Origin of the sequence: Larkinella punicea, from assembly GCF_003334855.1 — a bacterium.
Taxonomy (GTDB): domain Bacteria; phylum Bacteroidota; class Bacteroidia; order Cytophagales; family Spirosomataceae; genus Larkinella; species Larkinella punicea.
This window is the reverse complement of record NZ_QOWE01000013.1, coordinates 78,196-95,877: the sequence shown is the minus strand read 5'-3', so window position 1 is coordinate 95,877 and position 17,682 is coordinate 78,196. Positions and strand designations below refer to the sequence as shown.

Genomic DNA, 17,682 nt, shown 5'->3' with positions numbered 1-17,682 from the left:
TACTACGTGAACAACAACTGATGAACAACCGATTACGACCATGAATAACCCGATCAGCTCCTACCCCCGTCAACTAGTTAAACGTCATGCAGTGATATGAATATTGAAAATGCTCAAGTGCAAATGCGGAAGGGAATTCTGGAATTCTGCATTCTGCACATCATCTCGCGGGGCGAAGTATATGCTTCCGACATGCTGGAGGAACTCACGTCCGCCCGCATCATGGTCGTAGAAGGCACGCTTTATCCGCTTCTGACCCGGCTCAAGAATGCCGGGTTGCTCGATTATAAATGGGTGGAATCAACCTCCGGCCCCCCGCGGAAATATTACCTGCTGACCGAAACCGGCCAGGCGTCTCTGAAAGGAATGAACGATACGTGGCAGGAATTATCCGATTCGGTGAACTCGATTGTCAGTAAAACCGAAAAACACAAGGCTGCGATCAATGGATTGACGGCCGTGGAAACCTCGGTTCTGTCCGTCGAAAACAATCCCGAAAAGCCCAATCCGGAAAACTGACCTAAACACATCTCGACTCTTTCACACGCTTTGTTGCCATGAAAAAGACCATCAGTATTAATATAAGCGGAGTGATCTTCCACATCGAGGAAGATGGCTACGATAAATTAAAAGGGTATCTCACGTCGATTCAACACTACTTTTCGACGTACGAAGACAGCCAGGAAATCATTACCGACATCGAAAACCGGATTGCCGAAAAGCTGCTCAACAAGCTCAAGGCGGCAGAAAAGCAGGCCAGTCCGCGCCAGGTGGTCACGCTGGAGGATGTCAACGAATTGATTCTGTCGATGGGAACGGTGGCCGATTTCGAAGCCATCGAAGAAGAAGACAGCATCGGTGTTGCCGCCAGCAGCCGTTCGCAGGCAGCCTACGAATCGGCCGCAACGACAGGGGCCAATCCGGAACCCAAAACCGGCCCAACCCCCGGAACGGGTTGGGTGCCTCCGCCCCGCCCGAGCGGTTTGCCCCCGCGCAAACTGTACCGCGACCTACGCCGGAAAATTGCCGGTGGCGTTGCTTCCGGCATTGCCAATTACTTCAACATCGACCCGGTTTGGGTACGGCTGATTTTTGTGACGCTCATTCTGGCCCTGCCGCCTTTCAGCGGGATTTTCGGCCATGGCAGTGATGAATTCTTTGGCGGCATTTCCGGGTTTACCGTGATTCTGTACATCGCCATGTGGGTGGCCTTTCCAGGTTCCATGACGTTGGAGGACGACAAAAATGTCAAGAAGTTTTACCGAAATCCCGACGATAAAGTCCTGGGTGGGGTTGCTTCGGGGATTGCCGCTTACTTTGGCATCGATGCCGGGGTGGTTCGTCTGCTGTTTGTTCTGACCATCTTCCTGTTCGGTACCGGTTTGCTGGCCTACATCGTTCTCTGGATCATCTCGCCGACGGCCAATACGTTAACCGAAAAAATGGAAATGCAGGGGGAGCCCATTACGCTCTCGAACATCGAGAGCAATATCAAGCGCAGCCTTGATATCAACGAAACCGCCGAAGAAAGTACGCTGGCCAAAGTTCTGCTGTTTCCGTTTCGACTAATTGCCACCATTTTCAACGGGCTGGCCAGTATTCTGGGACCATTGGCACGCGGCACGGTCTCCATCGTGCGGGTTCTAGCCGGGGTGTTTCTGGTCGTGGTCGGGTTTGCCATTATGGTGGGCGCGCTGGGCGTTCTGGGTACGGTTTTTGGCCTGAAAGGAATTCACTTCGGGAATAGCGACATTCCCTATATGATCCAGCGGGAAATCACCCCCCCGATGATTCTGTCGGCCTTCGTTGCAGTTTTTCTGCCCGGTCTGGCCATTGCAATTCTCGGAATCATGATCATTTCGCAACGGGCCCTGGTGACCACCGCCATTTCCTTAACGCTGTTGAGTGTCTGGTTTTTAGGCTTGATTGGTCTGGCCGCTACGGTTCCGCAGGTGGTCAATGAATTCAGCCGCAGCGGTCACATCGAGGAGACGGTGACGTTGCCGGTTCCGGCAGCCATCCCGACGCTCGACATCAATGACGAGGACGACAATGACAACGATTTTCATACAGCCATTGAACTGGAAGGCGTCGAGGGCACAGCCTGGAGCTTGCTCAAGCGTCAGGAAGCCCAGGGGCCTACCCGCCAGCAAGCCCAGCAAAATGCGCGGACTATCCTGTATAACTGGTCGGTAAAAGACTCGCTGATTCGGTTTGACGACAGCTACGAAATCAAACCGGGATCACGGTTTCGGGGGCAGGATATCGACCTCACGATCTACATTCCTTACGAACGCCCGTTCCGAATGACCGAAGCCTTTGCCCGTCATATTCGCAACGAGTTTGGAAACGAAGAACTGGAGCGCATGAAAACCAGTATCTGGAAATTCAGCAAAACCGATGGTCTGGTTTCCCTTACCCACCCGCGTGAACTGAACGACAACCGCTACGAGGAAGACTTCGATACCAACGACGCCATCGACGAAGCGCTGCGCAACGAGTTGGGGGATGATTTCCACCAGAAAGGTGAATACACCCGCCAGTTTGAAGCGACAAATTTCTCAAAAATCGACATGGGGGGTGCCTTTGCCGTCCGGGTAAAACGGGGCGAAACCTTCAAGGTGGTGGCCGATGGCCGTGAAGAAGACATCGACGATCTGCGGGTTCAGGTTGAAAACGGCGAACTCCACGTCGATTTCCGGAACGAGGGTATTTTCAAATGGCGCAACCGCCGTCGGATCGGCATCACGGTAACGATGCCGGATGTGCAATCCATCCATTATTCGGGAGCCACGCAGTCGATCATTACCGGTTTCGACTCGCTCGACAACCTGGACATCGACCTGACCGGAGCCTGCAAAGCCCTCATTGACGTCAAAACCAACAAACTGGACATCGACCTGACCGGCGCTTCGAAGGCGACCCTGCGCGGACGCTCCAACAATGTGAACGCGCACCTGTCCGGGGCCTGCAAACTCGATGCGACGGCAATGACGGTTGGCCGGGCCGACGTCGAAGCCGTCGGAGCCAGCAACGCAGAATTCGGCACGGTAGACGATCTGAAGTCGAAAACCAGCGGAGCCAGCAGCGTACACGGAAATACGAATCAGCCGCAATAGATGCAACGTTTTAATACGGTTTTGCATCTTTAGCCTGAATTATTCAACTAAAATCTGCTATGAAAAGGTCACTTGCGTTTTCCTTATTCACCCCCTTTCTGCTCTCGACAACGGTTTTATCGATAGCCGCCATCAGTCCTTCGGGAAGCCAACTGGTCGAAATCATGAGCGCCCTGCCCGTTCAGGACGAAACCCGGACCTTCAACGTCAGTAACTTCGACAAACTCGACCTCGGCAGTGCCTTTACCATTCACGTGACGCGCGGCAGTGGCTACAAAGTGACAGCTTCGGGGCGGGGCGATGACCTGGACGATCTGGAAGCGAAAGTGATCAACAATAAACTCCAGGTGCGTTACAAGGATAAACTCGGCTGGAACCGGAACCGCCAGCGGGTAACCGTCACGATTACGATGCCGGATCTGAAAAGTGTTTCCTTCTCGGGCGCTTCCAAGTCCGATGTGACCGGTTTCCGCAACCTCAAGGACCTGGGGGTCGATATTTCGGGCGCATCGACGTCGACCATCGAAGTAGATGCCGAACGCGTGATGGTCGATCTGTCGGGTGCCTCGAATGTGACGTTAACCGGCCAGGCCAAGCGGCTCGACGGCGACGTTTCAGGGGCAACGACGTTGAAAGCCTATGACCTGAAGGTGTCGAGTGCCAAAGTAGAGCTGTCGGGAGCCAGCAGTGCCCGGATGAACGTCAGCGACCGGCTCGATGCCGACGCCAGCGGAGCCAGCAGCCTAACCTACCGTGGCTCGGCCTCCATTCGCTCCAATACTTCCGGTGCCAGCTCGATCAAGAGTGTTGATCGGTAAAGGCGTTTTATATGCGAAGAAAGCGCATAGACATGAGAAAAAAGAGGGTAACCACGATCATACCACACGGTATCAGGCCCCTCTTTCATCTCTTGTCTACCTTCTTTCGTCTAACTGATAGTTAATTGAGATTGGTAGAATCAAAAATCGCCCTCCGACTTGGAGGGCGATTTTTTTATGGAAAAAACGGGTAACTACTATTCCTGGATCGTCTCACCGCGTTGAAAGGTATTTTCGTATTCTTTCAGCGTGGGGTCCGCAAAGACGTCGGCCCCGTTCAGGTTGTAGCGGACGGGCTCATTCACGAGGTCGTGCCGGTGCCGGAAATACCCCAGGGCCGAAGAATAATGACAGACGTACGATTTGCGGGTCAGGTTCTCATCCAGAATCGGTTCGCCACCGTGGGCCAGAGCCGCGTGCCAGATCAGAACGTCGCCCTTTTTGAGCAACAGCGTTTTCCGCTCCAGCCCCTCACATTCGGCAATCAGGTAACGGCCGAAATCCGTGGGATTTTTGGTCGATTCACCCGTGAAGAAAATACCGTTTCCCCAGTTGAATTTCGGAATCTTGTGCGAACCAACAAAGTAATGCAGTTCACCCGATCCGGGTTTCACATCTTCCAGCGCGATCCAGGCTGCGGCCAAATGACTCGGAACCTGGGGGACGACATACGGAAAATCCTGGTGGGTTTCCTGCTGTGAACCATACAAAAAGGTCAGGCTCTGCATGGCCACCACCTTTTCGTTGAAGATGGCTTCCAGAAACGAAACGATGGCTTTGTGAAGCATCAGTTTCTTACCGGCCACCGAGGCATTGTGGAAGTCCATTACTTTAATATACTGTCCTTCAATAATTTCACGCGGAACATCCCGGACCTTCATCACCGGGTGTTTTCGGTATTCGGGCCGGTCGATGCGAATGTTGATGTCATACTGCTTGTGCTTCTCGATCAATTCCTGCACATCGGCCAGATAGGCATCGATTAGTTCGTCCGAAATGACCTGTTCAAGAATGACATACCCATTCTTCCGCCAAAAGTGAAGTTTTTCGGTCAAATCATAGGGTAACTGGCTGGCTTGGGGGAACTGTTTGACGAAGCCCTCGATGTCCGGATTCTGCCTGTCAATCCAGGGCAGGTTCTCAGCCGGAAAATCATGGAGAACCGGGGCAGGAAACAGCCTTTTGTAAGCCTGCCGCGCTTTGTTTACGATGGACATAGTTTCAGGTAGCAATGTTGCTCCTAAATCTAGTATTATTCTTTTTAAATTTTATCATAACTCACTAAAAATCAGGGAGGTAGATTTTTAAATAAATCTACCTCCCTGATAATCAGGCAGTCCCGTTCAATCACCTTTTAAAATTTATCCAAAAATAAGTGTAAGGAGCACGTAAGATTCCCAGTCAGAGATGGCTGATTTTGACTACCGGATGTCGCTCAATTGAACAAAATCCATGTCGGTAAAGGAATAATTTTCGCCCGCCATCGCCCAGATGAAGGAGTAGCTGGCGGTTCCGGCGCCGGCATGGATGGACCAGGGCGGAGACAGAATGGCCTGATCGGTGGACACCAGCAGGTGACGCGTTTCCTGGGGATGGCCCATAAAATGAAAAACCCGCTGGTTTTCAGGGATATCAAAATAAATATACGCTTCCATCCGGCGGTCGTGAACGTGGGGCGGCATGGTGTTCCAGATGTTGCCGGGTTTCAGGGTCGTCAGGCCCATCACCAACTGGCAGCTTTGCAAACCGTCGGCATGAATGTATTTGTAGATGGTTCGCTGATTGGCCGTTTCCTGGGCACCCAGATCCACCGGCGAAGCCTCTGCCGATGTCAGTTTTGCCATCGGACAGATTCGGTGAGCGGGGGTAGAAATCAGCGCAAATTTGGCCGGTTTGTCGGCCTGGTTGCTGCTAAAAATCACCTCCCGGCTTCCCATCCCCACGTATAAACAATCTTTTTTTGACAAGTCAACGACCTGTCCATCAACCGTTACGGTTCCGTCGCCAGCCAGATTGATAATACCCAGTTCACGCCGTTGCAGAAAGAAATCCGCTTTCAGCTCGTCATAGGTCGGCAACGTCTGCGGCCCCTCGACGGGCATGACTCCCCCCACGATCATCCGGTCATAATGCGAGTAAACGAACTCGAAAGAATTGGAAGTAAACAGGCTTTCGATGAGAAATTCCCGGCGAATCCGGTCAGTATCATACTGTTTGAAATCGCTGGGATTGGTCGTATAGCGGGTCTGCATGGATGAATAAGATCAGTTTATGAATAGAGGGCGGGAGCGGTTTTTTCTACTGTTATCGGTCAGGATATGGCTTGCCGAATCCTAACCAGTTTTTCCAGTAAACCTTCCAACTGACTCAGCGGCAACATATTGGCCCCGTCCGACTGGGCTTCCGACGGGTTGGGATGGGTTTCGATAAACAGACCATCGGCCCCTACGGCAATGGCGGCTTTGGCAATGGTAGCAATCAGGGCCGGTTTTCCGCCCGTGACGCCCGACGACTGGTTGGGCTGTTGCAGCGAGTGCGTACAGTCCATTACCACCGGAACGCCATGGGCCTGCATCATCGGCAGGTTGCGGTAATCGACCACCAGATCGCCGTACCCGAACGAGTTGCCCCGGTCGGTCAGAAACACCTCCGCATCCGGATAGACCGACTTCACTTTTTCAACGGCAAAAGCCATCGAATCGCCCGACATAAATTGCCCTTTTTTGATGTTGACCACCTTCCCGGTTTGGGCGGCTGCGGTGAGCATATCGGTTTGTCGGCACAAAAATGCCGGAATTTGCAGCACATCCACATACGCAGCCGCCATCGCGGCCTCGTGCGATTCGTGAAAATCGGTGACGGTTGGCACCTGGAACCGCTCGCCCACTTCTTTCAGGATTTCGAGGGCCAGACGATCGCCAATCCCGGTGAAGGAGTTCAGCTTGGTCCGGTTTGCTTTGCGGTAGGACCCTTTGAACAGAAACGGAATCCGGAGCCGATCCGTTATGGCGACCAGTTTTTCGGCAATTTCCAGGGCCATTTCGCGGCTTTCGATGGCGCAGGGTCCCGCAATCAGGAAAAAGTTGCCCGAATCGGCATGTTTTAGTTTGGCAATTTTCACAGGTGGTTTTGACGTTTTCGTACAAAACTACACAATTAGCCCACTTTGAACGGTTCAGTCCTTTCAAAATCGCACTTTTGCTAAGTTTTGCCGGTTTTAACAGCCTCAGAGGTGAGTAATCTGGCATTTAAGTCGTTTATTGGCATTTTGACACCTTATAAGGTCATTTGGCGAAACGGGCGCTTGTTCATTTGGCCGTCTGGTGAATGAGTTGCTGTGGAGCCTGTCGTTCGGTTGGTAAATACAATTTTATTTTGTAATAAGCTGTTAATCTGTCTTTTTACAAAAAAAACCAAGCACTTTTAAACGATTTTCGATAGAAAAAATTATTTGACAATACTGTTTTTAATCTCTTTCTTTGCACAGTTTTTAGAACCCCAAACGCATACAGAAATGTCAGAAATTGCAGACAAAGTAAAAGCAATCATTGTTGAAAAACTGGGTGTTGAAGAATCGGAGGTAACGCCGGAAGCCAGCTTCACTAATGATCTGGGCGCTGATTCGCTCGACACCGTTGAACTGATTATGGAATTTGAAAAAGAGTTTAACATCTCTATTCCGGACGATCAGGCGGAAAACATTGGTACGGTAGGCCAGGCCATTACGTACCTGGAAGAGAATGTGAAATAAGCTTTTCTTTTTGTAGTTCATTCTATGCCTTTTAAACGAGTAGTAATCACCGGCCTGGGCGCTCTTACGCCGATTGGTAACACAGTACAAGAGTTCTGGAACGGCTTATCTGCCGGTGTAAGTGGCGCCGGTCCGATTACTAAATTCAATGCCGAAAAATTTCGGACAAAATTCGCCTGCGAAATTAAGAACCTGGACATCAACCAGTTTATTCCTCGTCAGGATGCTCGTAAGATGGACCCTTTCGCCCAATACGCCCTCATTGTGGGCGACGAAGCGGTGAAAGACGCCGGGCTTGACCTCACCAAGCTCGATCTGAACAAAGCCGGTGTCATCTGGGGTTCAGGAATCGGAGGGCTGAAAACCTTCGAAGACGAAGTAAAGAATTACGCCACCGGCGATGGCACTCCCCGTTACAATCCATTCTTCATTCCGAAAATGATTGCCGACAGTGCATCGGGCATGCTCTCGATTCGCTACGGTTTTCACGGTGTCAATTACGTGACGGTTTCGGCCTGCGCTTCGGCGACCAACGCCATGATCGACGCCTTCAACTTCATTCGGCTGGGACGATTGAACATCGCCATTTCCGGCGGTTCTGAAGCCGCCGTAACCGAAGCGGGTGTCGGTGGGTTCAATGCGCTCCGGGCATTGTCGGAACGAAACGAGTCGCCGGAAACGGCTTCACGGCCGTTCGACAAAGACCGTGACGGTTTTGTGCTGGGCGAGGGTGCCGGGGCACTGATTCTGGAAGAGTATGAACACGCGAAAGCGCGGGGTGCCAAGATTTACGCCGAACTAATCGGCGGAGGCATGTCGTCCGATGCCTACCACATTACGGCACCACACCCCGAAGGGCTAGGCGCACTGAATGTGATGAAAGATGCGCTCGACGACGCCCAAATTCGTCCGGAAGACATCGACTACATCAACGTACACGGAACGTCGACGCCTTTGGGCGACGTCAGCGAAGCGACAGCGATTGAAAAAGTGTTTGGCGATCATGCCTATAAAGTCAACATCAGCAGCACCAAGTCGATGACAGGTCACCTGCTGGGGGCGGCCGGAGCCATTGAAGCCATAGCCTGTCTGATGGCGATGAAATACGGTATTGTTCCACCGACCATCAACCATTTTACGGACGACGAACAATTTAACCCGAAGCTGAACTTTACGTTCAACGAAGCCCAGAAACGAACCATCGACGTTGCTTTGAGTAATACGTTTGGGTTCGGGGGTCATAATTTTTCCGTGATATTTCGCAAACTTGAGTCATAAACAGCCGCGTGCCAGCCGCTTCAGCCAACACCTTCTTCGAGCCCATTCGCAGTTTTTTCCGGTTTCGGCTGGGCAACAGCGAACGCAAAAAATTTAAGCGCTCCGTTGAACACATCATTGGCGAAGCGCCTTCCAACGTCGGCCTGTATCAACTCGCCTTCCGGCACACCTCGGCCTCGAAAGAAACGGCGATCAAGGGCTTCAAAGAGTCCAACGAACGGCTGGAATACCTGGGCGATGCAGTTTTAGGCATGGTGATTGCCGAGTTTCTCTTCAAAAAATTTCCGTATAAGGACGAAGGCTTCCTGACCGAAATCCGCTCCCGGATCGTCAACCGGGAAACGCTGAACGGCATTGCCCGCAAAATTGGTCTGGAAAACCTGATCGAATACGACGGCAGTCGCAACCGGGGCATTGTGCCTTCCCGCACCTCCATGTACGGCGACGCGCTCGAAGCACTGGTCGGTGCCATTTACCTCGACAAAGGATTCCGGTTTACACGCCGGTTCATTCTCAAGGAATTACTGGGTCATTATGACCTCGAAGCCCTCATCAGTAACAACGCCAACTTCAAAAGCCGCCTGATCGAGTGGGCGCAACGGGAAGGCAAAAAAGTAGAATTTATCATCATTTCTGAACGCGGAAACAACCACTTCCGCGAATTCATCTCGCAGGTAACCGTCAATGACGAACCATTTGCCCAGGGCAGTGGCTACAGCAAGAAAAAAGCCGAACAGTCGGCCGCCGAAAAAGCCTGTGAGCAACTGCAGATGAAACCGGTTTCCAATTAAGAACCGGAATCTTCCCCCTTCTCAATCCAGTTTCCAGACAATTTATTTCTGCACCAACGTTCGGTATTTGGTGTCATTTTATCAAACGTCACCCCGTATGGCTAAAAACCGCCTGTCAATCTGACCTGGTTGTCATCTAAAATAAACAAACATTCCCGTCATAATGACATAAATTTGTCTAAACATTGGACTGGTATGGATGTTGTAACTAGGGTGACATACCGCTGATTTCTGACCAGAAAACCAATAACTGAAAATTGTGATTTTCACTGGCTGCACCATCTCAGGCCTGCGATGGTGCAGCCAGCCAACATTCGCCTGTTAAAATTTGTTAATTGCATTAAAAAAGCGAATTTTTGGAAAAGCAGATTTCGTTATCATGGGGAACTGGTACGAAAACAGTAAACGACCCATTTTTAGAATCAAGTCATGAAAAACAACTGGAAAACGTTAGCGATCATCGCTCTGCTGTCAAGCTTTGTTACATTGGCCGCTTATAACTTCTTAGGATTTAATAAGCAGGATGTAATTTTTAACGAATCGTCACCAACTCCCACCCCGACGGGCCGGTTGGCGGCACTGACCGGGCCTCAGGGCGCTCCGGGTGATTTTACCTACGCTGCCGAAGCCACCACGCCGGCAGTGGTACACATCAAAACAACCATGACCCGCACGGTTCGTCAACAGCAGATTCCGGATATTTTCCGTGACTTCTTTGGGGATGAATTTGGCCGGGGTGGCAACGGCGGTGCCCCGCAACGGCAACGCGGTCAGGCATCCGGCTCCGGTGTCATCATCAGCCAGGACGGCTACATTGTTACGAACAACCACGTAGTACAGGGTGCCGACGAAGTGGAAGTAATTCTGACGGACAAGCGCAGTTTCAAGGCGAAAGTGATTGGAACCGACCCGCTGACCGATCTGGCCGTGATTCAGGTCAATGCCAAAAACCTGCCTTCCATCACATTGGGTGATTCGGATGCGCTGAAACTCGGCGAATGGGTCTTGGCCGTGGGTTATCCGCTGGATCTGGAATCGACGGTTACGGCCGGTATTGTAAGCGCCAAAAGCCGCCGGATTGGTATTCTGGATCAGAATATCGACCGGAACGACGCTAAACCGGATTCGCCGGTTGAAGCCTTCATCCAGACGGATGCCGCCATCAACCCCGGTAATTCCGGTGGCGCACTGGTCAACCTGCGTGGTGAACTGGTTGGGATCAACTCGGCCATCGCTTCAGCCACGGGCTACTATAGCGGATATGGTTTTGCCGTCCCGGTTTCTCTGGTGAAAAAAGTTTCGGCTGATTTAGTAAAATACGGTAATGTACAACGCGGTTATCTGGGTATTATTCCAGTTGAACTGAACAGCCTGAGAGCGCAGGAACTGGGTTCTAAAATTGGTCGTGGGATCTACATCAACGAAGTCGTAGAAGGCGGTGCCTCAGCGTCGGCCGGCTTGAAAAAAGGTGACGTGATCGTAAAAATGGAAGGCCAGAATGTGGATTCCGACGCTCAAATGCGCGAAATCATCGGCCGTCGTCGCCCGGGTGATGTCATTGCGATGACCGTAAACCGGAATGGTGATCTGCGCGACTTCCGCGTTGAATTGCGCAACCGCAACGGAGGTCGTGACATCATCAAGAAAAGCGACAATATTTCTGCTTCTAATTCAGCCGCCACCCTGGGTTCGCTGGGAGCCGACTTTGAAGAACTGGCCGCAACCGATGCCAAACGACTGGGCGTTGACGGCGGTGTTCGGGTAAAACGGATTCGGGAAGGTAAAATGTCAGAAACCGATATCGAAGAAGGCTTCATCATCGTGAAAGCCAACGGAAAGGTTGTCCGCACGGTGAAAGATTTGCAAACGGCACTGAACACCACCAAAGAAGGTGAAGGCCTGATGCTGATCGGGATGTATCCGAACAGTTCACGGATGTATTACTACGCCGTACCGGTGTAAAAGTAAAGTGTTTTTGGATTCATAAAAAAGCCGCCGGTTCTCAGAACCGGCGGCTTTTTTATGAACTGGCTTTTGCCCCTAAATCCCCTGAAGGGGACTTTTTAGATCCGGTTTAAGCTGCGTCCAAGTCCACTTCAGGGGATGTAAGGCGTGAAATTTATTCGAAATAATTCATGACCCGGTGACCGCTTTTCTCCAGCAACTGGTCACGTTGGAACAGTTCGATGTCGGCGGCAACCATTTCTTTCACCAAAGCGGCCAGGTCGTATTTCGGTTTCCAGCCCAGTTTGGTCATGGCTTTGGTCGGATCACCGAGGAGCAGGTCCACTTCCGTCGGGCGGAAATACCGTTCATCGATGCAGACCAGTTCCCGGCCCACTTCAATCGGATAGTCGGGATTGGTCGACTTGACCACCACACCGGTTTCGTTGACGCCCTCGCCCTTGAACTCCAGTTCAACGCCAATTTCGGCAAAAGCCATCCGGATAAAATCGCGGATGTGGGTGGTTTTTCCGGTGGCAATCACGAAGTCCTCCGGGGTTTCCTGCTGCAACATGAGCCACATCGCTTCGACGTAATCCTTGGCGTGTCCCCAGTCGCGTTGCGCGTCCAGGTTGCCCATGAATACTTTGTCCTGCAAACCCAGCGCAATCCGGGCCACCGCCCGCGTGATTTTCCGGGTTACAAACGTCTCTCCGCGCAGGGGTGATTCGTGATTGAACAGAATCCCGTTACAGGCATACATGCCATACGCTTCGCGGTAGTTGACCGTAATCCAGTAACCGTAGAGTTTGGCAACGGCGTAGGGAGAACGGGGATAGAAAGGGGTCGTTTCGGATTGGGCGTGGCCCTGCACCCCACCATACAACTCCGAAGTCGAAGCCTGGTAGATGCGGGTTTTTTCGCTCAATCCCAGCAATCGAACGGCTTCCAGAATCCGCAGGGTACCAATCCCGTCGACGTGCGCCGTGTATTCCGGTTCTTCAAAGCTCACCCGGACGTGCGACATAGCCCCCAGGTTATAGATTTCATCCGGCTGGACTTCCTGGATGATCCGGATGATGTTGGTCGAATCAGACAAATCACCGTAGTGTAATACAAACCGCACGTGTTTCTCGTGCGGATCTTCGTAAATATGATCGATCCGCTGGGTATTGAACAGCGAACTCCGGCGTTTGATGCCATGAACTTCGTATCCCTTCGACAGGAGCAGTTCAGCCAGGTAAGCGCCGTCCTGGCCGGTAATTCCGGTAATAAGTGCTTTTTTCATAGAATATTGATAAAGACTGACTACAAAAAATATAGGTTATCGCTATTTAATGGACAAACTCCTTCTAATCTCGATCCGGTCGGGTAAAAGCGTAGCCGACGAAAACTGCTGGCGCAATTGGGCCAAATACCGCTCGGCATCGAGCCGGCGCATAAAATCGCCCACTTTCAACCGATACGTTGGTTGACGATACGTCGTATAGGGATTCAGTTCCGGAAAATTCTGGTAAGTAAACCGCTTGACGCGATCCACTTCGGTCCGCTGGTCACCAACATACACCTGGATTCGATACCCCTGCGCGTACCGGATGGAGCGGTTTTTAACCGAAATGGTGTCCAGCATGGCGTCCAGTTTTTTGTTGATGTGCAAAGGCTCGGCCATCGGCAGCGTCCGGCGGGTTTCGGGAGCCGGGCGGGCGGGCGGGGTGGAAGGTGACGGTTTTGCCGTTGCAGGCACTGCCGTACTGTATCTGGGGCGGGTAGCCGACAAGTCGTAATTGTACGTATTGTAATCCGCCGAGGAAGACGACGACGACCGGGATGCCGTCTTTTTCGATGACGCACATGAGCTGATCCAGCCCGACAGTCCGACCAAAACTACCAGGATAAACGCGCTATCCGAACGAACTTTATACATCTGTGCTTTCATCCCTTGTTTGCAAATTTAGCAACTATCTGGTTATGCAACAATCCGAACGCTATCTTGTTGAGCAATACCGCCAACATACCAACGTTTTCCCTTCTTTTTATTTACTTTGAGGTAGCATTCTTACGCTAACCCATGCTAGATATTCAGAGCCACGTATCGCTGAAATCCTACAACACGTTCGGAATCGACGCGAAAGCCCGCTATTGGGTCGAGATCGATACCGAAGAACAACTGAGAACGCTTTTCCAGGTATCCGAGTTTTTGGCCGCTCCCAAGCTGATTCTGGGTGGTGGCAGCAACCTGCTTTTCACGCGTGATTTTGAGGGACTGGTTGTTAAAATGTCCATTCAGGGAATCAAAGTGGTGCGGGAAGACGCGTCACACGCCTTCGTAAAAGCCGGTGCGGGTGTCAACTGGCACCAGTTTGTTCTGTTTTGTGTACAAAATGGCTATGCCGGCATCGAAAATCTGTCGCTGATTCCCGGCACCACGGGTGCGGCTCCCATGCAGAACATCGGAGCCTACGGCGTTGAAATTGAGCAGGTGTTCGACCACCTGGAAGCGGTGGACATCCTGACGGGCGAAACCCGGATTTTCAATCATGCCGAATGCCGGTTTGGGTATCGGGAAAGCATTTTCAAACACGAAGCCAGAGGAAAATACATCATCAGCAGCGTCACGTTTCGCCTGAACAAACAGCCCGTTTTTCACATTGAGTACGGTGCCATTCGGGAAACGCTGGCAACGATGGGCATTTCGGAGGACAATCTCAGCATCAAGGCGATCAGTGAAGCGGTGATCCGAATCCGGCGCAGCAAACTCCCCAATCCCGCCGAAATTGGCAATGCCGGGAGCTTCTTTAAAAATCCCGAAATCTCAAAAGACGACTTTGCCCGGCTGAAAACCGAGTATCCTACCCTGCCCGGCTACCCGACCGGCGACCTGACGATGAAAGTTCCGGCGGGCTGGCTCATCGAGCAATGCGGCTGGAAAGGCAAACACATCGGTCCTGCGGGGGTGCATTCCAAACAAGCGCTCGTGCTGGTCAACCACGGTGGAGCCACAGGTGCCGAAATTCTAAACGTAGCCCACCAGGTGCAGCAGTCGGTAGAAGACCGGTTCCGGATTCGCCTGAATCCGGAAGTGAATATTGTTTGAATGGTTTGAATGGTTAAAAATGGTTTGAATGGCTGATTCCTGCAACTACCCAACCATTTTTAACCATTCAAACCATTTTTAACCATTAAACCATCCCACCATTTAAAACCATCTATTCAAAACAAAGCGATGCCGCGCCCAACAGGCCCGCGTCGTTGCCGAGGGTGGCGCGTTTGAGCGACAAGCCGTTCTGATAATAGGGCGTGAGCCAGAAGTCCAGTTGTTTTTGCACGGCGGGCAGAATGTAATCGTAAGAAGCCGACAGGCCGCCACCAATCAGAATCTGCTTGATGTCTAGCACCCGAATGAGCGACACGAGCCCGTCGCCGAGCATTTCGCCCACTTCCGTCCAGATTTGCAGCGCCAGTTCGTCGCCAATCGCGGCCGCAGCCACCAGACTGGTCGTCGAAATACTTCCGTCGGCCGCCAGTTGGGTAGTTCCTTCAAACTCCTGACGCCGTTCGTTGGCTAAATCCAGCAGCTCTTTTTTACCGATGTTCCGTTCGAGAACACGGTTGTTGCGCGAAGGCAGATGACCGGGTTCCATCGCGTTGCCGTCGCCACCGACAAATACTTTTTTGTTGATAATGGCCGCACCACCAACGCCCGTTCCCAGGGTGATGAAAATATAATTTTCGTCGATGTTATCGTCAGCAAAATAAAATTCGCCCAGCGCAGCCGCATTGGCGTCATTTTCCAGAAAAAACTGGACGTCCGGAAACCGTTTGTTCAGGGATTCGACCAGTGGAACACCGTTCAATTCGGGGATGGCTGTAATTTCGAGCGGGACGGTTCGCTCCCGGTTGATCATACCGGGCAAGCCAATGCCTACTTTCTTAATTTCCTTGTGTTCATACAGTTGAAGCGCAATGGCATCAGCAAATTGTTCGACAAAATGCCCTGATTCGCGCCAGCTAGCCGTATCATGACTGTAAAAGTTGGAAATATTGCCACTTTGTGCGTCGACAATTCCCATTTTGACATTCGTACCGCCGACGTCAATACCCAAATATTGAACAGATTCCATTACTGGAGTTTTATGTTTGAAACGTACTTTTTTATCTCAGTTTTTTCAATGAGGGCGCAAGATACGAAGGAAGATTTTAATGAATATCGAATAATGAATATTGAACGCCGAATAACGAAGTGATGCGTCTCTTTCGGTGTTCAATATTCATTACTCGATATTCATTATTGTCTCATTTTATATCTCCCAATTGCGGCCTGAGCAAAATCTCTTCAACCACGGCTCCCGCCGATAAATTATACGCCGACCAGATGACTTCGGCGACATCGGAGGCTTGCATAAACCGGGCTTTGGGCAGACCTGAAGCCGCCCAACTGTCGGTATACGTGGCCCCCGGCAGCAGGGTCGTCACTTTAACGCCGTACGGTTTCATCTCTTCCCGCAATTCTTTGGCCATTCCCAGCAGGGCAAATTTGGAAATGCAATACGAACCACCGTTCGGATAGGCCGTTATGCTGGCCGTTGACCCCATCATAAAAATGTGGCCATTCCGTTGTTTCATCATATCGCCAATCAGCCCGCGGGTCAGGTGGTAAATGCTGGCCACGTTGAGATTCATCGTCCGTTCAAACGTTCCTTCCGGCTCGTTGTGGATTTGCCCCGGCAGAAAAACACCGGCGTTGTTGACCAGCGCACTAACCGGACGGGCCAGGGAACGAATGAAGTCAATAAACCGGCTAACGTCCTCACGTTGAGCCAGATCAGCCGCAAACGGAAAGATGGTTGGCAGCACGGCATCATCGAATCCTTCCAGAACCTCCGCCACCGATTCCTCGATTTCGTGCTTCAACTGCCTTAAATCGTCCTCGTTGCGGGCACAAACCGCCACGTCAAAACCGCCTTCTGCAAAACGTTCAACCACGGCCCGGCCAATGCCTTTCGTACCGCCTGTAACTACCAATAGTGGATTCATAGAATCAGCCAATGGTCATTAGCCACCACCCAATCTACCTAAATACGAAAGATTGTTTGTTAATGACTATCGACTCTTTCATGTTTTTTGGCAAGATACGCACAAAAGCGTTCTATCTTTACCGTAGTTTTGTTGTTATTTGTGCTCATGCATCACCTTGGACGTTATTTTATCTTCTTAGGCTCCTTGTTCCGGAACCGGGAAAAAATGGGGGTTTATTCCAAACTGGTTCTGGACGAATGCATCCAAATCGGCATCAACTCCGTCTTCATCGTTTCCATCGTCTCAACCTTCATTGGGGCCGTAACCTGCGTTCAGACGGCTTATAACCTGGTTAGCCCGCTGGTTCCGTTAACGATTATCGCGGTGATTGTGCGCGACAGCACCATTCTGGAACTGGCTCCCACCATCACCTGTGTCGTTTTGTCGGGCAAAGTCGGCTCCAACATTGCCGGCGGTTTGGGAACCATGCGAATCACCGAACAAATCGATGCGCTGGAGGTGATGGGGATCAATTCGAGTTCGTATCTCGTGTTGCCCAAAGTGCTGGCCTCCATGATTACGTTTCCGATGCTGGTCATCCTGGCGGGTTTTCTGTCGATCTACGGCGGTTATATTGCCGGAACAGCAGCCGATATCATTACGCCCGAAGATTACATCAGTGGACTCCGCTCCGATTTCAAACCGTTCAGCATCACCTTTGCCCTGATTAAATCGGTGGTATTTGCGTTCCTGATTTCGACGATTTCGTCGTTCAAAGGATATTATACGGCGGGGGGCGCACTGGAAGTGGGACAAGCCTCGACGGCTGCCGTCACAAATAGCTGTATTGCGGTCTTAGCCGCCGACTTTCTGTTAGCGCAGTTGTTGTTGTAAAACTGTTTCGCGGAGTTGAGCGGAGGAAAAGGAGTTAAGCAGAGAATTAATAAACAACTCCGCTTAACTCG

The 17,682-nt window shown here is 51.5% G+C and carries 16 protein-coding genes; 9 read left to right on the top strand and 7 right to left on the bottom strand.

The window, feature by feature from the left end:
* The first annotated feature begins 96 nt into the window (after positions 1-96).
* From DUE52_RS16750 to DUE52_RS16740, 3 genes are read left to right on the top strand one after another with little or no spacing between them, the layout of a single operon-like run.
* Positions 97-519: a PadR family transcriptional regulator gene (locus DUE52_RS16750; protein ID WP_114407178.1), complete on the top strand. Its 423-nt coding sequence runs from the start codon at positions 97-99 to the stop codon at positions 517-519.
* Positions 520-557: 38 nt separating this feature from the next.
* Positions 558-3,119: a PspC domain-containing protein gene (locus DUE52_RS16745; RefSeq protein WP_114407177.1), complete on the top strand. Its 2,562-nt coding sequence runs from the start codon at positions 558-560 to the stop codon at positions 3,117-3,119.
* 59 nt (positions 3,120-3,178) lie between these two features.
* Positions 3,179-3,937, top strand: a complete 759-nt coding sequence (locus tag DUE52_RS16740; RefSeq protein ID WP_114407176.1) for a head GIN domain-containing protein — start codon at positions 3,179-3,181, stop codon at positions 3,935-3,937.
* A 197-nt stretch (positions 3,938-4,134) separates the two neighbouring features.
* Here the strand turns inward: DUE52_RS16740 and DUE52_RS16735 are convergent, their stop codons facing one another.
* The 3 genes from DUE52_RS16735 to kdsA all read right to left on the bottom strand — a co-directional run bounded on the left by DUE52_RS16735 (position 4,135) and on the right by kdsA (position 7,058).
* Positions 4,135-5,154, bottom strand: coding sequence for a phytanoyl-CoA dioxygenase family protein (locus tag DUE52_RS16735; RefSeq protein WP_114407175.1), 1,020 nt, complete (start codon positions 5,152-5,154; stop codon positions 4,135-4,137).
* A gap of 204 nt (positions 5,155-5,358) precedes the next feature.
* A complete protein-coding gene (gene kduI, locus DUE52_RS16730; protein WP_114407174.1) occupies positions 5,359-6,189 on the bottom strand; it encodes a 5-dehydro-4-deoxy-D-glucuronate isomerase in 831 nt (276 codons plus the stop codon).
* Between the two features lie 59 nt (positions 6,190-6,248).
* Positions 6,249-7,058, bottom strand: a complete 810-nt coding sequence (kdsA, locus tag DUE52_RS16725) for a 3-deoxy-8-phosphooctulonate synthase (protein WP_114407173.1) — start codon at positions 7,056-7,058, stop codon at positions 6,249-6,251.
* A gap of 393 nt (positions 7,059-7,451) precedes the next feature.
* Between kdsA and DUE52_RS16720 the strand changes: the two genes are divergently transcribed.
* The 4 genes from DUE52_RS16720 (at position 7,452) to DUE52_RS16705 (ending at position 11,719) form a co-directional block, all read left to right on the top strand.
* On the top strand, positions 7,452-7,688 hold the full coding sequence (locus tag DUE52_RS16720; protein ID WP_038121612.1) for an acyl carrier protein: 237 nt from the start codon (positions 7,452-7,454) through the stop codon (positions 7,686-7,688).
* A gap of 24 nt (positions 7,689-7,712) precedes the next feature.
* Entirely contained in the window at positions 7,713-8,966 is a 1,254-nt protein-coding gene (fabF, locus tag DUE52_RS16715; protein WP_114407172.1) for a beta-ketoacyl-ACP synthase II, read from the top strand.
* Positions 8,967-8,974: 8 nt separating this feature from the next.
* Entirely contained in the window at positions 8,975-9,757 is a 783-nt protein-coding gene (rnc, locus tag DUE52_RS16710; protein WP_374755905.1) for a ribonuclease III, read from the top strand.
* A 429-nt stretch (positions 9,758-10,186) separates the two neighbouring features.
* The gene (locus tag DUE52_RS16705) at positions 10,187-11,719 is read left to right on the top strand and encodes a Do family serine endopeptidase (protein WP_114407171.1); all 1,533 of its coding nucleotides are present in this window, start codon (positions 10,187-10,189) and stop codon (positions 11,717-11,719) included.
* A 157-nt stretch (positions 11,720-11,876) separates the two neighbouring features.
* On the opposite strand, the gene gmd is transcribed toward DUE52_RS16705, so the two are convergent.
* The gene (gene gmd / locus DUE52_RS16700) at positions 11,877-12,989 is read right to left on the bottom strand and encodes a GDP-mannose 4,6-dehydratase (RefSeq protein ID WP_114407170.1); all 1,113 of its coding nucleotides are present in this window, start codon (positions 12,987-12,989) and stop codon (positions 11,877-11,879) included.
* 42 nt (positions 12,990-13,031) lie between these two features.
* Positions 13,032-13,637 (bottom strand): SPOR domain-containing protein, encoded by a 606-nt coding sequence (locus tag DUE52_RS16695; protein ID WP_229312196.1) that lies wholly within the window; start codon positions 13,635-13,637, stop codon positions 13,032-13,034.
* A gap of 132 nt (positions 13,638-13,769) precedes the next feature.
* Here DUE52_RS16695 and murB point away from each other — a divergent pair, with 132 nt between their 5' ends.
* Entirely contained in the window at positions 13,770-14,795 is a 1,026-nt protein-coding gene (murB, locus tag DUE52_RS16690; protein ID WP_114407169.1) for a UDP-N-acetylmuramate dehydrogenase, read from the top strand.
* A gap of 112 nt (positions 14,796-14,907) precedes the next feature.
* Here the strand turns inward: murB and DUE52_RS16685 are convergent, their stop codons facing one another.
* Positions 14,908-15,822 carry an ROK family protein gene (locus tag DUE52_RS16685; RefSeq protein ID WP_114407168.1) on the bottom strand — a complete coding sequence of 305 codons (915 nt, stop codon included), beginning with the start codon at positions 15,820-15,822 and terminating at the stop codon, positions 14,908-14,910.
* Between the two features lie 172 nt (positions 15,823-15,994).
* Positions 15,995-16,735, bottom strand: coding sequence for an SDR family oxidoreductase (locus DUE52_RS16680; RefSeq protein WP_114407167.1), 741 nt, complete (start codon positions 16,733-16,735; stop codon positions 15,995-15,997).
* A gap of 147 nt (positions 16,736-16,882) precedes the next feature.
* On the opposite strand from DUE52_RS16680, the gene DUE52_RS16675 reads away from it, so the two are divergent.
* Positions 16,883-17,611 (top strand): MlaE family ABC transporter permease, encoded by a 729-nt coding sequence (locus DUE52_RS16675; protein WP_114407268.1) that lies wholly within the window; start codon positions 16,883-16,885, stop codon positions 17,609-17,611.
* Positions 17,612-17,682: the final 71 nt, after the last annotated feature.

Coding starts and splice junctions, on each gene's coding strand:
- DUE52_RS16750 (WP_114407178.1), top strand. CDS start 97: ATGAATATTGAAAATGCTCAAGTGCAAATGCGGAAGGGAATTCTGGAA.
- DUE52_RS16745 (WP_114407177.1), top strand. CDS start 558: ATGAAAAAGACCATCAGTATTAATATAAGCGGAGTGATCTTCCACATC.
- DUE52_RS16740 (WP_114407176.1), top strand. CDS start 3,179: ATGAAAAGGTCACTTGCGTTTTCCTTATTCACCCCCTTTCTGCTCTCG.
- DUE52_RS16735 (WP_114407175.1), bottom strand. CDS start 5,154: ATGTCCATCGTAAACAAAGCGCGGCAGGCTTACAAAAGGCTGTTTCCT.
- kduI (WP_114407174.1), bottom strand. CDS start 6,189: ATGCAGACCCGCTATACGACCAATCCCAGCGATTTCAAACAGTATGAT.
- DUE52_RS16720 (WP_038121612.1), top strand. CDS start 7,452: ATGTCAGAAATTGCAGACAAAGTAAAAGCAATCATTGTTGAAAAACTG.
- fabF (WP_114407172.1), top strand. CDS start 7,713: ATGCCTTTTAAACGAGTAGTAATCACCGGCCTGGGCGCTCTTACGCCG.
- DUE52_RS16705 (WP_114407171.1), top strand. CDS start 10,187: ATGAAAAACAACTGGAAAACGTTAGCGATCATCGCTCTGCTGTCAAGC.
- gmd (WP_114407170.1), bottom strand. CDS start 12,989: ATGAAAAAAGCACTTATTACCGGAATTACCGGCCAGGACGGCGCTTAC.
- DUE52_RS16695 (WP_229312196.1), bottom strand. CDS start 13,637: ATGAAAGCACAGATGTATAAAGTTCGTTCGGATAGCGCGTTTATCCTG.
- murB (WP_114407169.1), top strand. CDS start 13,770: ATGCTAGATATTCAGAGCCACGTATCGCTGAAATCCTACAACACGTTC.
- DUE52_RS16685 (WP_114407168.1), bottom strand. CDS start 15,822: ATGGAATCTGTTCAATATTTGGGTATTGACGTCGGCGGTACGAATGTC.
- DUE52_RS16680 (WP_114407167.1), bottom strand. CDS start 16,735: ATGAATCCACTATTGGTAGTTACAGGCGGTACGAAAGGCATTGGCCGG.
- DUE52_RS16675 (WP_114407268.1), top strand. CDS start 16,883: ATGCATCACCTTGGACGTTATTTTATCTTCTTAGGCTCCTTGTTCCGG.